This is a genomic window from Brevundimonas sp. UBA4553, assembly GCF_002387245.1.
GTDB lineage: Bacteria > Pseudomonadota > Alphaproteobacteria > Caulobacterales > Caulobacteraceae > Brevundimonas.
This window is the reverse complement of record NZ_DGLD01000019.1, coordinates 1-12,189: the sequence shown is the minus strand read 5'-3', so window position 1 is coordinate 12,189 and position 12,189 is coordinate 1. Positions and strand designations below refer to the sequence as shown.

Here is a 12,189-nt window from a genome sequence, read left to right as displayed (position 1 = left end):
TCAGTAGACCCTGCAGAGGACTTCGCCGCCGACGTTAGCGTCGCGGGCGTTGGCGTCGGACATGACGCCCTTCGAAGTCGAGAGGATCGAGATGCCGAGGCCGTTCTTGATCGGCTTCAGATCGCCGATGGCCGAATAGACGCGACGGCCGGGCTTCGACACGCGGGCGATCTCAGCGATCACCGGCTGGCCGTCGAAGTACTTCAGCTCGATCTCGAACTGCGGGAACTCGCCGGGGTTTTGAACCAGCGAATAGCCGCGGATGTAGCCTTCGTCCTGCAGCACGTCGAGGACGCGCTGGCGCAGACGGGAAGCCGGGGTCAGCACCTTGGAACGCTTGCGAGTCGCCGCGTTCTTGATGCGAGCGATCATGTCGCTCAGGGGATCGTTGATCATCATGTCTGTTCGCTCCCCTTACCAGCTCGACTTCGTCAGGCCGGGGATTTGCCCCAGATTGCCGAGTTCGCGCATGGCGATACGGCTCATCTTGAGCTTCCGGTAGAAGGCCCGCGGACGGCCGGTCACTTCGCAGCGGTTGCGAATGCGCGACGGCGCGGAGTTGCGCGGCAGCTCGGCCAGCTTCAGGCGCGCGTCGAAGCGCTCCTCCAGCGGCAGGCTCTCGTCGTTGGCGGTCGCCTTGAGGGCGGCCCGCTTCGCGGCATACTTCGCAACCAGGGCCTTGACGGCTTCGTTACGGTTTACGGCGCTTTTCTTAGCCATTGTTCTCTATCCCTTCCCGCTCAGTTCTTCACGAACGGGAAATTGAACTCGGTGAGGAGAGCCTTGGCTTCCGCATCGGTCTTGGCCGTGGTGCAGACGACAATGTCCATGCCCCACATCTGGTCGATCTGGTCGTAGTTGATCTCCGGGAACACGATGTGCTCCTTCAGACCCGTGGCGTAGTTGCCGCGACCGTCGAACGAGGTGCCTTTCAGGCCACGGAAATCCTTCACGCGCGGCAGCGCGATCGTGATGAACCGGTCCAGGAACTCGTACATCTGGGCGCCGCGCAGCGTGACCTTGCCGCCGATGACCATGCCTTCACGCAGCTTGAAGCCGGCGATGGAGTTGCGAGCCTTGGTGGCGACGGCCTTCTGGCCGGCGATGGCCGTCAGATCCTTGAGGGCCGCGTTGGCCTTCTTGGAGTCGGCGACAGCTTCACCGATACCCATGTTCAGGACGATCTTGTCCAGCTTGGGCACTTGCATCTCGTTGGTGTAACCGAACTGTTCCTTCAGGACGGCGCGGATGCGGTCCTGATATTCGGTCTTGAGACGCGGCGTGTACTTGGTGTCAGCCATTAGATGACGTCTCCCGTGGTCTTGGCGAAGCGAACCTTGGCGTCGCCTTCGACCTTGAAGCCGACGCGGGTCGCCTTGCCGTTGGCGTCGGCGATCGCGACGTTCGACAGGTGAAGCGAGGCTTCCTTGTGCTTGATGCCGCCTTGCGGGTCAGCCTGGGTCGGGCGCGTGTGGCGCTGAACCATGTTGACGCCTTGCACGACGACGCGGTTTTCGGTCGGGAGAACGCGGAGCACCTGGCCGGTGCGGCCCTTGTCCTTGCCGGCCAGGACGACGACGTTGTCGCCCTTCTTGATCTTGGCGGCCATGTTACAGGACCTCCGGAGCCAGCGAGATGATCTTCATGTGGTTCTTGGCGCGCAGTTCGCGAGGAACCGGGCCAAAGATCCGCGTGCCGACCGGCTCGTTTTGCTTGTTGACGATGACGGCGGCCGACTTGTCAAAACGAATGACCGAGCCGTCCTTGCGCTGGATGTCCTTGGCGGTGCGCACGACGATGGCGCGAACGACGTCGCCCTTCTTCACGCGGCCGCGAGGAATAGCTTCCTTCACCGAGGCGACAATGGTGTCGCCCACCGAGGCGTAGCGGCGCTTGGAGCCGCCCAACACCTTGATGCACATGACCCGGCGGGCGCCCGAGTTATCGGCGACCTCCAGGTTAGTTTGCATCTGGATCATAGGATCCGATCCTTTTCTTTAGGAAGCCGAGGCGGGGGAAACGACTTCCCAACGCTTCAGCTTGGACTTGGGGGCGCACTCGACGATGCGTGCGACGTCGCCGACTTTGAGGGCGTTGCCCTCATCGTGAGCGTGATACTTCTTGGACAGACGGACGATCTTTTTCAGGACCGGGTGCAGCAGAGTGCGCTCGACCTTCACGACGACCGTCTTGTCGCCCTTGTCGGACACGACCACGCCTTCAAGAATACGTTTGGGCATAGGTGTTTCCTTAAACCGCTGCGCGCTTCTCACGCAGAAGCGTGGAGATGCGAGCGATGTCTTTGCGGACTTCACCAACGCGGTGAGTCTTTTCCATCTGACCGGTGGCGGCCTGGAAGCGCAGGTTGAACTGTTCCTTCTTGAGCTTCAGCAGCTCGTCGGCCAGTTGGTCGGGGGTTTGGCCCCGGAGATCGGCGATCTTGGTCATGCCGCTTCCTCAAGGTGAGCAATGCCGGCGTCCAGGCGGGTGACCACCTTGGTGCGGACCGGCAGCTTGGCGGCGCCGAGGCGCAGCGCTTCACGAGCCACGTCGTCCGGCACGCCGTCGATTTCGAACAGGATGCGGCCCGGGTGGCAACGCGCGGCCCAATGGTCCACGGCGCCCTTGCCCTTACCCATCCGGACTTCAGCCGGCTTGCCCGTGACGGGCAGATCCGGGAAGACCCGGATCCAGACGCGGCCCTGACGCTTCATCTGACGCGTGATCGCGCGGCGAGCCGCTTCGATCTGGCGCGCGGTGATGCGCTCGGGTTCCACCGTCTTCAGGCCGTAGGAGCCGAAGTTCAGCGAGAAACCACCCTTGGCCGAGCCATGGATGCGGCCCTTGAAGGCCTTGCGATACTTGGTCTTTTTCGGTTGCAACATGGCCTATCAGCCCTCACGACCGCGGCGCGGACCGCGATCACCGCGGGGGCCGCCACGGCCTTCGTTGGACGACGGACCCGAGGCTTCCAGGGCCCAGCGCTTGTCCTGGGCCATGGGATCGTGCTCGAGCACTTCACCCTTGAAGACCCAGACCTTCACGCCAATGATGCCGTAGGTCGTCTTGGCTTCGTAGAAGCCATAGTCGATGTCGGCGCGCAGGGTGTGCAGCGGCACGCGACCTTCGCGATACCACTCCATACGAGCGATTTCAGCACCGCCCAGACGGCCCGAGACGTTGATCCGGACACCCTTGGCGCCCAGACGCATGGCCGACTGCATCGAACGCTTCATGGCGCGACGGAAGGCGATCCGACGCTCCAGTTGCTGCGCGATGTTTTCAGCGATCAGCTGAGCATCGACTTCCGGCTTGCGGACTTCGACGATGTTCAGGTGAACTTCGCCTTCGGTGCGAGCCGAGATGTCCTTGCGGAGCTTCTCGATGTCGGCGCCCTTCTTGCCGATCACGACGCCCGGACGGGCGGCGTAGATCGTCACGCGGCACTTCTTGTGCGGACGCTCGATGATGATGCGCGAGACGCCGGCGGCGGCCAGACGTTCCTTCAGCCACGTGCGCAGCTTCAGGTCCTGGTGCAGCAGGCGGGCGTAGTCGGCGCCGCCGGCGAACCAGCGGCTGTCCCACGTACGGGTGATGCCGAGCCGCAGCCCGACCGGATTGATTTTCTGACCCATCAGGCGGCCTCGCCGGCTTCACGGACCACGATCGTGATCTCGCTGAACGGTTTCAGGATGCGCGACGAGCGACCACGAGCGCGGCTCGCGAAGCGCTTCATCACCAGGTTCTTGCCCACGAAGGCCTCGGCGACGACCAGGTTGTCGATGTCGAGGTTGTGGTTGTTCTCGGCGTTGGAAACGGCCGAGTACAGGACCTTGCGAACGTCGGTGGCGATGCGCTTGCGGCTGAACTCAAGCTCGTTCAGCGCCTTCTGAACCGGCAGACCGCGGATCGAAGCGGCGACCAGGTTCAGCTTTTGAGGGCTGATGCGAACGTTGACCAGCTTGGCGCGAGCCTCGGTGGCGCCGACGCGGCGGGGGTTGTTGGACTTGGCCATCAGTTACTTCCTTTTGGCCTTCTTGTCCGCCGCGTGACCCGGGAACGACCGGGTCGGGGCGAACTCGCCAAACTTCATGCCGACCATGTCTTCGTTGACCATCACCGGCACGTGCTTTTGGCCGTTGTGGACGCCGAAGGTCAGGCCGACAAACTGCGGCAGGATGGTGGAACGACGCGACCAGGTCTTGATCACATCCTTGCGGCCCGACGTTTGAACGGCGTCGGCCTTCTTGAGCAGATACCCGTCGACAAACGGGCCTTTCCAGGAGGAGCGGGCCATTCTTAGCGAGCCTTCTTCACGTGGCGGGTACGGATGATGAACTTGTCCGTAGCCTTGTTCTTGCGGGTGCGGGTGCCCTTGGTGTCCTTGCCCCACGGCGTAACCGGGGTACGACCACCAGAGGTCCGGCCTTCACCACCACCATGCGGGTGGTCGATCGGGTTCATGGCGACGCCGCGAACGTGCGGACGGAAGCCCATGTGACGAACGCGACCGGCCTTGCCGAGGTTCTGGTTCATGTGGTCCGGGTTGGACACAGCGCCGACGGTGGCCATGCACGAGTCCAGGACCATGCGCAGCTCGCCCGAGCCGAGACGGATCTGGGCGTAGCCCTGATCGCGGCCGACCAGCTGGGCGTAGGCGCCGGCCGAGCGGGCCAGCTGGGCGCCCTTGCCCGGCTTCATTTCGATGTTGTGGATGATCGTACCCACCGGCATCGAACGAAGCGGCATGGCGTTGCCCGGCTTCACGTCGGTCTTTTCACCCGCGATCACCGTGTCGCCGGCCTTCAGGCGTTGCGGCGCGATGATGTAGGTCTTCTCGCCGTCGGCATAGGTGACCAGGGCGATGAAGGCCGTGCGGTTCGGGTCGTATTCCAGACGCTCGACCGTACCGATGGCGTCGAACTTGCGACGCTTGAAGTCGATCTTGCGGTACAGGGTCTTCGCGCCGCCGCCGCGGAAGCGGACAGCGATACGACCACCTGCGCCACGACCGCCGGACTTCGTCAGGCCTTCGGTCAGCGACTTCTCGGGACGGCCCTTGTGGAGCTCGGACCGGTCGACCAGCACCAGGGCGCGGCGGCCCGGCGACGTCGGATTGTAATGCTTCAGAGCCATCTGATTAGAGCCCCGTCGTCACGTCGATCGACTGACCATCGGCCAGCGTCACGATTGCTTTTTTGATGTCCACGCGACGGCCCAGGATGCCCCGGAAGCGCTTGGTCTTGCCCTTTTGAACCAGGGTGTTGACCTTGAGGACGTTGACTTTGAACAGGCTTTCGACCGCCGCGGCGATCTCGTCCTTGGTCGCCGTGCCGGCGACGCGGAAGACGACCTTGTTCTGCTCCGACAGGATCGTGGCTTTTTCCGTGATGATCGGAGCCAGGATGGTGTCGTAGTGCTTGGCGGTGGGTTGAGCGGCGGCCATTATGCGGCTTCCTTCTCAGCGAAGCGCGCCTCGATCGCCTCAACGGCGGCCTTGGTCAGCACCAGTTTGTCGGCCCGCAGGATGTCATAGACGTTCAGGCCGGCGTTCGGCAGCACGTCGATGTGCGGGATGTTGCGAGCGGCCAGGCCGAAGTTGGTTTCGACTTCCGGACCCGCGATGATCAGGGCCTTGGTCCAGCCAAGCTTGCCGAAGGTCTCGCGCAGCGAGGCCGTCTTGGCTTCCTTGACCGAAACGCTGTCGACCACGATCAGATCGCCGGCCTTGACCTTCGAGCTGAGCGCGTGACGCAGAGCCAGGGCGCGGACCTTCTTCGGCAGCGAGTAGCCGTGGTCGCGAACGACCGGACCGAAGGCGCGCGAACCGCCGACGAACTGCGGTGCACGGCGCGAACCGTGACGAGCGCCGCCGGTGCCCTTTTGCTTGTACATCTTCTTACCCGTACGAGAGTTCTCGTTGCGGGTTTGAACCTTGTGCGTGCCGGCGCGGCGCTTGGCCAGCTGCCAGTTGACGTAACGGGCCAGCAGGTCGCCGCGGATGTCCGAGATGCCGAAGACGGCTTCCGACAGTTCCACGTCGCCGGCAGCCTTGCCGTCGAGCTTGATGACAGAGAGTTTCATTACGCTTCACCGCCTTCGGTCGCTTCAACGGCCGGCGCTTCAGCCGGGGTCGAGGCGGGTTGAGCAGCCTTCGTCGACTTGACGGCGCCCGGGAAGGGAGCGTCAGCCGGACGAGCCTTCTTAACGGCGTCGCGAACCTTGACGTAGCTGCCGTCGTGACCCGGGACAGCGCCCTTGATCAGGATCAGGCCACGCTCGGCGTCCACGCGGACGACGGTCAGGTTCTGCTGGGTGACGACTTCCTGACCATAGTGGCCGGCCATCTTCTTGCCCTTGAAGGTCTTGCCCGGATCCTGGCGTTGGCCAGTCGAACCGTGCGAGCGGTGCGACAGCGAAACGCCGTGCGTGGCGCGCAGACCGCCGAAGTTCCAGCGCTTCATGGCGCCGGCGAAGCCCTTACCGATGGTCTCGCCCTGGATGTCGACCTTCTGGCCGGCCAGGAAGTGATCGGCCGACAGCTCGGCGCCCACGTCCAGCAGACCTTCCGCGTCAACGCGAAACTCGGTCACATAGTGCTTAGGTTCAACCTCGGCCTTGGCGAAAACTTCGCGCTGAGCCTTGTTGGTGTTTTTTGCCTTCTTGGTTCCGGCGCCCAGTTGCAGGGCGACGTAGCCGTCCCGCTCTTGAGTGCGCTGACCCACGACCTGACAGCCATCAAGCTGCAGAACCGTGACCGGGATGTGCGCGCCGTCTTCAGCGAAGACGCGCGTCATACCCAGTTTCTTGGCGATCACGCCCGTACGCATGTCGGATCCCGCCTCTTTCTTTCTTAAATCTTGATCTCGACGTCCACGCCAGCGGACAGGTCGAGCTTCATGAGCGCGTCCACGGTCTGCGGGGTGGGGTCGATGATGTCGAGCACGCGTTTGTGCGTGCGGATTTCAAACTGCTCACGCGACTTCTTATCGACGTGCGGCGAGCGGTTCACGGTGAACTTTTCGATCAGGGTCGGCAGCGGGATCGGACCACGAACGGTCGCCCCGGTGCGCTTAGCGGTGTTGACGATCTCGCGCGTCGAAAAGTCGAGGACGCGATGATCGAAGGCCTTGAGCCTGATGCGGATGCTTTGATCCATATCGGTTGTTATTCCCAAGCGGTCGGAACCGCGTCCCTGTGAACCATTTCAAAGACCGAAGCCTCGGGCAGAGCCCCAAGGAACGCAAATCCGCAAAAACGATTGGCCCACGCAGAACCCCGCGAAGGCCATTGAAGTCCCAAGAATGCTGCAAAGAACAGTAACTTAGGTCGTCCCTGCGAACCGCGTCTGCACCCGAAAGTGCACAGCCGGTCCAACAAGAAGGGGGCTTATGCCCTTCGATTCCTTTTTCGTCAAGCGCCGAAACCGCCGCGCAGCAAGGGTTTGAGACTCGTCGCCTCCTGCGGCCCGTCGCCGGATCGAGCGCTCCTTATAATGGCGCCCATGCCCGCTTTCCACACCCGCCGCCTTAACGCCTGGGGCGAAAGCTTGGCCACATGACCGCCCTGTTAAGGGTCGGCCTCAATCCCGCACCGCCCAGTGACGCAAACATGCCGCAATGCGTCACACATCGGCAACATCAGCCCTAAACCGCTGAAAGATGACAAGTTCGTTACAGCAAAGCGTCGAAGCGGGGCCTATCTGCCCAGTCCCGCCGTGATGCGAATCCGGCGGCACGACAAAAAGGATAATCATAATGAAAACCGTCTTCCTCGCCTCGGTCGCCGCCGCGACCCTGATCGCCGCTCCCGCCTTCGCTCAAGACGCCGTCGGCTCGGCCGGCATCGGCTACGTCCACACCGACATCGAAGGCCTCAAGACCGACGGCGCCCAGCTGGACGGCGTCGGCGCCTTCCAGGTCGCTCCGGAATGGACCGTGACCGTCAACGGCGCCGTCAACTACGCTGACAGCGACCTCGGCGACGACACCACGGCCGCCGCCGCTGCTCACCTGAGCAAGACCTTCGGTTCGGACCTGCGCGTCGGCGGCTTCGTCGGCGTTTCGGACCTGGGCGGCGACGAGACCTTCTCGGTCGGCGCTGAAGTGCAGAAGTACCTCGCCTCGGCGACCCTGACCGGCCTGGTGTCCTACACCGACCTGGACGGCGCTGACGCCTGGACCTTCGGCGGCGACGCCGCCTACTACGTCAACCCGTCGTTCCGCCTGAACGCTGGCGTCTCGTACACCAACGTCGACGCCGACCTCGGCGAAGCTGACGTCTGGGCCTACGGCGCCGGCGCCGAGTATCAGTTCGCCAACAGCCCGTTCAGCGTCAACGGCTCGTACCAGCGCGTGTCGACCGACTTCGCCAACGTCGACGTCGACGCTGACGTCTTCATGATCGGCGCTCGCTACAACTTCGGCGGCACCCTGCAGTCGCTGGACCGCGCCGGCGCCAACCTGGGTCGCACCCTTGCTGGCCTGCCGGGCCTGGCTGGCTTCTAAGCCTTTCAGACCTTCGGCCTCACGGTCGAAACGCGAAGCCCCGGCGGACCTGTCCGCCGGGGCTTTTTGCTGGCTGTCGCGCAGCGGGCCGGCAGACGTGAAAAAGGCCCGGGGGGTTCCACGCTCCCGGGCCTTCTCTCTGGGCTGGATGCGTCGGATCAGCGTCCGATGCGCACCTCGCCCGAACCCACGATCGAGCGCGACACCGGCCCGGTCACTTCAGCCACGCGCACGTCGCCCGACCCGGCGATGGACGCCTCCAGGCTGTTGGCCGATCCTTCGAAGCGGACGTTGCCCGAGCCGGCCACCGCCACCTCCATGGTCGTCGCGCGACCGCCGCGGATCGTCACGTCGCCGGATCCGCCGATCGACACCTCCGCCGGTCCGTTCACGCCCGCCACCACGATGTTGCCCGAGCCGCCGATATTGGCTTCCAGATCGCCCGTCGCGCCGGCCAGGATCGAGCCCGAACCGCCGACCGACGCCTCCAGCGATCGCGACGTCCCGGCGCGGACCGTGCCCGAGCCGCCCACGCCGATTTCCAGACGCCCGTCCACGTTCGCGACGGTCCAGGCCCCGCATCCGCCGGCCCCGAGGTCCACCGAGCGCGCGCCGCGGCCGATCGAGCCGTAGACCCCGCTGCCCGCGCTGACGTCCACGTCCCGCGGCGTGCGCAGCACGACCAGCGGCGCGTCCTCCAGACGGATGCGGCCCTTGCCGGCCAGCTCGACGGTGGCGCCCTCGCCCGGCTGACGGGCGTCGGCCGACCCGCTGTTGCAGTTGCGGATGCTGTCGTTGTTGAACTGCAGCATGCTGCGGCGACGGCCCAGACCGCCGTCGATGCGAACCTTGTCGCCGCGACGCTCGACCGTCAGTTGCGGCAGGTCGGCCGATCCCGGCGTGATCTCGACGGCGATGTCGGCGCGGTCCTCGGGAATGACGATCACCCGCGCCACGGCGTTGCGGATTTCGGCGTCCTGCGCCGCGGCGGGCTGGGCGGCGGCGAATGCGGCCAGAACGGCGGCGGAAGCGGCGGCGTAGACGGCGATCTTCATGGCGGTGTCCCTCTCCAGATGTGAGCTGAAAATGGGCTGGGGCCGGCCTCAAGTCATTTTAAATCGAGGTCATGAAGTCGTTGTAAGAAATGGGGGACTTGGCCCTCAGCGGCCCAGGGCGCCGGCCCCGTCGGTCGCCCCCACCTCGGGCTCGAAGTCGCGTTCGAAGTTCGCGATCCGGCTTTTCAGCGCCCCCATCCGCCGCAGCGCCAGGGACGCCGCCCAACGCGTCGCCAGTTCGCCCTGCCCCATCTGATCGGTGAACCGCGGCGCGCCGCCCCGGCTGCGCATCACGGCGTTGGTGTAGAGGGCGCCGTTGCGGAAACGCGACGGCCAGGTCTGGAAGTCCATGGACAGCGAGACGCAGAACCGGTCCAGGTTCTCGACCCGATGCGGTGCATACAGCGGCCAGGTCAGGGCCTGGCCGGGTTCCAGGTCCATGATCCGCGCATCGGCCTCGAACGCGCGCGTATAGGGCAGTTCCTCGGTCGTCTGCCGGGCCACGACCTGCTCCATGTTGCGCTCGGGCAGATGCGCCTCGTCGCCCGGATAGACGAAGATCCGCTTGCGCCCCCGCAGGTGGAACAGCACCACGCCAGCCGCGTCGAAATGATAGGGCACGCGCGCCTTGGGCGAGGACAGTATCAACTGGCCGGCGTTGGTGACGGCCTTCAGTCCGGGATAGGTCGCCTGGATCTTGCGATACTCGGCCATGGCGGCGGCCCACAGTTCCGGCCAGCCGGTCTCGACGCCGCGCAGATTGACCCACAGCCGCCCCTGCTGGATCGCCTCCAGCAGTTGCCCGCCGTCCAGCCGCCCCCGTGCGCCGGTGCGCAGCGAGACCTGCCCCTCGTCGTCGTAGTCGTACAGGTTGATGTCGAACAGCTCCGCCGGATACCGGTCCAGAACGCCCGCCAGGGCGGCGTCCTCGGCGAAGCCCTGATCGATCAGGCTATGCGGATGAACGGCCGCCTCGGCGATCGGGCCCGGATAGCGGGTGCCGCGTTCAGTCATGATGGTCCTCGTCTTCATGATGCCCTCGCGGGTCGGCCGATCGCCTTGGCGACCGCCACTCGGGCGGCCAGGGCCGCGCCCTTGAACCGGTCCGCCCCATTGGTCTCACAGGCCTCGATCACGTTCCAGCGACGGCGCAGGCTGTTGCGCAGCCGCTCGGCCCGGACCGGCCCCGCCAGCCCCAGCACCGACGCCGTCAGGTCGCCCAGCGCGCTCGGCAGGCCCGGCCTCAGGATGACCGCCTCGGTCACGGGCTGCACCCGGTCGCAGAAGTAGCGTTTGTAGGCCTCGCCGCCGAAGCCGTAGTCGAAGTCGCGATAACCCAGATCATAGCCCAGTCGAATGGTCTCCATGCTCAGCATGATGCCCGGTGAGCACCGCGCCAGCGCCGGCACATAGGCCGGAAACCAGAAGTGGAACCGCCGTCCGGCGTGCAGCGAATATTCCAGGGCTGCGATCCGTCCGCCGGCTCTCAGCACAGCGATGGAGGCGCCGAAATCCTCATGCTCCGCCGCCATCAGGGCGTGGAGCAGGTCGCGGGTCCAGCCGCAGGCGAAGACGTCGTGCCGCGCGGTGCGCCGGTACTGCTCCCGTTTCAGGGCGATCAGTTCGTCCAGCAGGGCGCCGTCCCGCACCCCGATCTCGACCTCGACCGGGCCGAACTCGCTCGCCATGCTGCGTCGCGCCCGCTCCTTGTCCTTGAAGTATTTGCTGAACGCCTTGCGCCGTTCGGCGTACCAGGCCTCATAGGCGCCGACCTCGCAGATGGCCGTGCGAAAGCTCTCGCCCCTGACGCCGCCCGAGGCGGGACCCACCCACCCATTGACGCTGAACCGCGTGCCGCCCAACAGCCGGGCGACCTCCGCCAGGCTCGGCACGGCGCCCTTTGGTCCGATCACGCCGTGATAGTCGTTCATCGGCGCGCCGATCGGCTGGACCGCCCCGCCGCGGCGCTGGAACGGAAAGTAGCCGACGGTCTCGCCATCGCGTTTGAACACCGCCAGCGCGGAGCCGGGACTGATCCGCCCGGCGATCCGGGCGAACTCCACGCGGAAATAGGGGCTGGCCAGGTCAGGGTCCGCCGCGCTCCAGGCGTTCCACTGGGCGCATTCGTCAGCCGTCAGGCTGTCGATGTTGCGGATCTCTACCGATAGCGCGCCGGACATGGCTTTCCCTTTGCGCGAAACGGTTACCAATTTCCATTCCGCTGTCCCGCTCTAGCCCATGGCCGTTTCAACACGGTTTAGAGGGTTGGTGAACAGGATGTGGGGAGCGACCTTCCCCCGCCACGCGTTGTCCTGCCTCACAAGGAGCACGCCATGTCCGACCCTCGCCCCGACAGTCGCGAAATCGAGAACGAAAACCAGAAGCCGGATCGCCCCGGCCAGCCGCCGCGCCCGGCCACCGAACCCGACGGCGCCGAGGGCTCCAGCAACTCCGGCGAGACCGAGACCGATCCCGCGACGGGCGAGCCGAACGGCTGACGCAGAAACGGCCCCCCGGATCGCTCCGGGGGGCCGCTCTGTTACTCGGTACTCCGACCGCTCCGAGGAGCCGCCGGTACGCCTACTGCTCGGGTCCGAAGACCCGGATCCATCGATTACTCGACGATC

The 12,189-nt window shown here is 65.2% G+C and carries 21 protein-coding genes; 2 read left to right on the top strand and 19 right to left on the bottom strand.

The annotated features are described in order from the left end of the window. From rpsH to rpsJ, 16 genes are read right to left on the bottom strand one after another with little or no spacing between them, the layout of a single operon-like run. A complete protein-coding gene (gene rpsH, locus B4A39_RS12425) occupies nt 1–399 on the bottom strand; it encodes a 30S ribosomal protein S8 (RefSeq protein WP_105563644.1) in 399 nt (132 codons plus the stop codon). Nucleotides 400–414: 15 nt separating this feature from the next. After that, entirely contained in the window at nt 415–720 is a 306-nt protein-coding gene (gene rpsN, locus B4A39_RS12420; RefSeq protein WP_105563643.1) for a 30S ribosomal protein S14, read from the bottom strand. Nucleotides 721–740: 20 nt separating this feature from the next. Continuing rightward, on the bottom strand, nt 741–1,301 hold the full coding sequence (rplE, locus tag B4A39_RS12415) for a 50S ribosomal protein L5 (RefSeq protein WP_292036856.1): 561 nt from the start codon (nt 1,299–1,301) through the stop codon (nt 741–743). Beyond that, nucleotides 1,301–1,609, bottom strand: coding sequence for a 50S ribosomal protein L24 (rplX, locus tag B4A39_RS12410; RefSeq protein WP_292036855.1), 309 nt, complete (start codon nt 1,607–1,609; stop codon nt 1,301–1,303). The genes rplE and rplX overlap by 1 nt, the downstream gene beginning before the upstream one ends. 1 nt (nt 1,610) lies before the next feature. Next, a complete protein-coding gene (gene rplN, locus B4A39_RS12405) occupies nt 1,611–1,979 on the bottom strand; it encodes a 50S ribosomal protein L14 (protein ID WP_021698481.1) in 369 nt (122 codons plus the stop codon). A gap of 18 nt (nt 1,980–1,997) precedes the next feature. Further along, complete coding sequence (gene rpsQ / locus B4A39_RS12400; RefSeq protein WP_105563640.1) at nt 1,998–2,240, bottom strand: 30S ribosomal protein S17; 243 nt, start codon at nt 2,238–2,240, stop codon at nt 1,998–2,000. A gap of 10 nt (nt 2,241–2,250) precedes the next feature. Next, a complete protein-coding gene (rpmC, locus tag B4A39_RS12395) occupies nt 2,251–2,448 on the bottom strand; it encodes a 50S ribosomal protein L29 (protein ID WP_105563639.1) in 198 nt (65 codons plus the stop codon). After that, the gene (gene rplP, locus B4A39_RS12390; protein WP_105563638.1) at nt 2,445–2,885 is read right to left on the bottom strand and encodes a 50S ribosomal protein L16; all 441 of its coding nucleotides are present in this window, start codon (nt 2,883–2,885) and stop codon (nt 2,445–2,447) included. Before rplP ends, rpmC begins: the two co-directional genes overlap by 4 nt. A 6-nt stretch (nt 2,886–2,891) precedes the next feature. Continuing rightward, nucleotides 2,892–3,635, bottom strand: coding sequence for a 30S ribosomal protein S3 (gene rpsC / locus B4A39_RS12385; RefSeq protein WP_292036853.1), 744 nt, complete (start codon nt 3,633–3,635; stop codon nt 2,892–2,894). Then, nucleotides 3,635–4,015, bottom strand: a complete 381-nt coding sequence (gene rplV, locus B4A39_RS12380; RefSeq protein WP_105563636.1) for a 50S ribosomal protein L22 — start codon at nt 4,013–4,015, stop codon at nt 3,635–3,637. Before rplV ends, rpsC begins: the two co-directional genes overlap by 1 nt. Nucleotides 4,016–4,018: 3 nt before the next feature. Continuing rightward, on the bottom strand, nt 4,019–4,297 hold the full coding sequence (rpsS, locus tag B4A39_RS12375) for a 30S ribosomal protein S19 (RefSeq protein ID WP_105563635.1): 279 nt from the start codon (nt 4,295–4,297) through the stop codon (nt 4,019–4,021). Nucleotides 4,298–4,299: 2 nt separating this feature from the next. Further along, entirely contained in the window at nt 4,300–5,136 is an 837-nt protein-coding gene (gene rplB, locus B4A39_RS12370; protein WP_292036850.1) for a 50S ribosomal protein L2, read from the bottom strand. 4 nt (nt 5,137–5,140) lie between these two features. Then, nucleotides 5,141–5,446 (bottom strand): 50S ribosomal protein L23, encoded by a 306-nt coding sequence (locus tag B4A39_RS12365; RefSeq protein ID WP_105563633.1) that lies wholly within the window; start codon nt 5,444–5,446, stop codon nt 5,141–5,143. Beyond that, nucleotides 5,446–6,084: a 50S ribosomal protein L4 gene (gene rplD, locus B4A39_RS12360; protein ID WP_105563632.1), complete on the bottom strand. Its 639-nt coding sequence runs from the start codon at nt 6,082–6,084 to the stop codon at nt 5,446–5,448. The genes B4A39_RS12365 and rplD overlap by 1 nt, the downstream gene beginning before the upstream one ends. Then, entirely contained in the window at nt 6,084–6,830 is a 747-nt protein-coding gene (rplC, locus tag B4A39_RS12355) for a 50S ribosomal protein L3 (protein WP_292036848.1), read from the bottom strand. Before rplC ends, rplD begins: the two co-directional genes overlap by 1 nt. Before the next feature lie 23 nt (nt 6,831–6,853). After that, nucleotides 6,854–7,159, bottom strand: a complete 306-nt coding sequence (rpsJ, locus tag B4A39_RS12350) for a 30S ribosomal protein S10 (protein WP_105563630.1) — start codon at nt 7,157–7,159, stop codon at nt 6,854–6,856. A gap of 598 nt (nt 7,160–7,757) precedes the next feature. Between rpsJ and B4A39_RS12345 the strand changes: the two genes are divergently transcribed. After that, on the top strand, nt 7,758–8,507 hold the full coding sequence (locus B4A39_RS12345) for a porin (protein ID WP_292036847.1): 750 nt from the start codon (nt 7,758–7,760) through the stop codon (nt 8,505–8,507). A gap of 158 nt (nt 8,508–8,665) precedes the next feature. Here the strand turns inward: B4A39_RS12345 and B4A39_RS12340 are convergent, their stop codons facing one another. The 3 genes from B4A39_RS12340 to B4A39_RS12330 all read right to left on the bottom strand — a co-directional run bounded on the left by B4A39_RS12340 (nt 8,666) and on the right by B4A39_RS12330 (nt 11,742). Further along, the gene (locus B4A39_RS12340; protein WP_292036846.1) at nt 8,666–9,562 is read right to left on the bottom strand and encodes a GIN domain-containing protein; all 897 of its coding nucleotides are present in this window, start codon (nt 9,560–9,562) and stop codon (nt 8,666–8,668) included. Between the two features lie 105 nt (nt 9,563–9,667). Then, nucleotides 9,668–10,594, bottom strand: coding sequence for a cupin-like domain-containing protein (locus B4A39_RS12335; RefSeq protein ID WP_292036845.1), 927 nt, complete (start codon nt 10,592–10,594; stop codon nt 9,668–9,670). Further along, nucleotides 10,591–11,742: a GNAT family N-acetyltransferase gene (locus B4A39_RS12330; protein WP_292036844.1), complete on the bottom strand. Its 1,152-nt coding sequence runs from the start codon at nt 11,740–11,742 to the stop codon at nt 10,591–10,593. The genes B4A39_RS12335 and B4A39_RS12330 overlap by 4 nt, the downstream gene beginning before the upstream one ends. Nucleotides 11,743–11,895: 153 nt before the next feature. Between B4A39_RS12330 and B4A39_RS12325 the strand changes: the two genes are divergently transcribed. Further along, a complete protein-coding gene (locus B4A39_RS12325) occupies nt 11,896–12,060 on the top strand; it encodes a hypothetical protein (RefSeq protein WP_292036843.1) in 165 nt (54 codons plus the stop codon). Nucleotides 12,061–12,189: the final 129 nt, after the last annotated feature.

Bases quoted from the DNA above. Each gene is read 5' to 3' on its own strand.
- rpsH (WP_105563644.1), bottom strand. From the start codon at position 399: ATGATGATCAACGATCCCCTGAGCGACATGATCGCTCGCATCAAGAAC.
- rpsN (WP_105563643.1), bottom strand. From the start codon at position 720: ATGGCTAAGAAAAGCGCCGTAAACCGTAACGAAGCCGTCAAGGCCCTG.
- rplE (WP_292036856.1), bottom strand. From the start codon at position 1,301: ATGGCTGACACCAAGTACACGCCGCGTCTCAAGACCGAATATCAGGAC.
- rplX (WP_292036855.1), bottom strand. From the start codon at position 1,609: ATGGCCGCCAAGATCAAGAAGGGCGACAACGTCGTCGTCCTGGCCGGC.
- rplN (WP_021698481.1), bottom strand. From the start codon at position 1,979: ATGATCCAGATGCAAACTAACCTGGAGGTCGCCGATAACTCGGGCGCC.
- rpsQ (WP_105563640.1), bottom strand. From the start codon at position 2,240: ATGCCCAAACGTATTCTTGAAGGCGTGGTCGTGTCCGACAAGGGCGAC.
- rpmC (WP_105563639.1), bottom strand. From the start codon at position 2,448: ATGACCAAGATCGCCGATCTCCGGGGCCAAACCCCCGACCAACTGGCC.
- rplP (WP_105563638.1), bottom strand. From the start codon at position 2,885: ATGTTGCAACCGAAAAAGACCAAGTATCGCAAGGCCTTCAAGGGCCGC.
- rpsC (WP_292036853.1), bottom strand. From the start codon at position 3,635: ATGGGTCAGAAAATCAATCCGGTCGGGCTGCGGCTCGGCATCACCCGT.
- rplV (WP_105563636.1), bottom strand. From the start codon at position 4,015: ATGGCCAAGTCCAACAACCCCCGCCGCGTCGGCGCCACCGAGGCTCGC.
- rpsS (WP_105563635.1), bottom strand. From the start codon at position 4,297: ATGGCCCGCTCCTCCTGGAAAGGCCCGTTTGTCGACGGGTATCTGCTC.
- rplB (WP_292036850.1), bottom strand. From the start codon at position 5,136: ATGGCTCTGAAGCATTACAATCCGACGTCGCCGGGCCGCCGCGCCCTG.
- B4A39_RS12365 (WP_105563633.1), bottom strand. From the start codon at position 5,446: ATGGCCGCCGCTCAACCCACCGCCAAGCACTACGACACCATCCTGGCT.
- rplD (WP_105563632.1), bottom strand. From the start codon at position 6,084: ATGAAACTCTCTGTCATCAAGCTCGACGGCAAGGCTGCCGGCGACGTG.
- rplC (WP_292036848.1), bottom strand. From the start codon at position 6,830: ATGCGTACGGGCGTGATCGCCAAGAAACTGGGTATGACGCGCGTCTTC.
- rpsJ (WP_105563630.1), bottom strand. From the start codon at position 7,159: ATGGATCAAAGCATCCGCATCAGGCTCAAGGCCTTCGATCATCGCGTC.
- B4A39_RS12345 (WP_292036847.1), top strand. From the start codon at position 7,758: ATGAAAACCGTCTTCCTCGCCTCGGTCGCCGCCGCGACCCTGATCGCC.
- B4A39_RS12340 (WP_292036846.1), bottom strand. From the start codon at position 9,562: ATGAAGATCGCCGTCTACGCCGCCGCTTCCGCCGCCGTTCTGGCCGCA.
- B4A39_RS12335 (WP_292036845.1), bottom strand. From the start codon at position 10,594: ATGAAGACGAGGACCATCATGACTGAACGCGGCACCCGCTATCCGGGC.
- B4A39_RS12330 (WP_292036844.1), bottom strand. From the start codon at position 11,742: ATGTCCGGCGCGCTATCGGTAGAGATCCGCAACATCGACAGCCTGACG.
- B4A39_RS12325 (WP_292036843.1), top strand. From the start codon at position 11,896: ATGTCCGACCCTCGCCCCGACAGTCGCGAAATCGAGAACGAAAACCAG.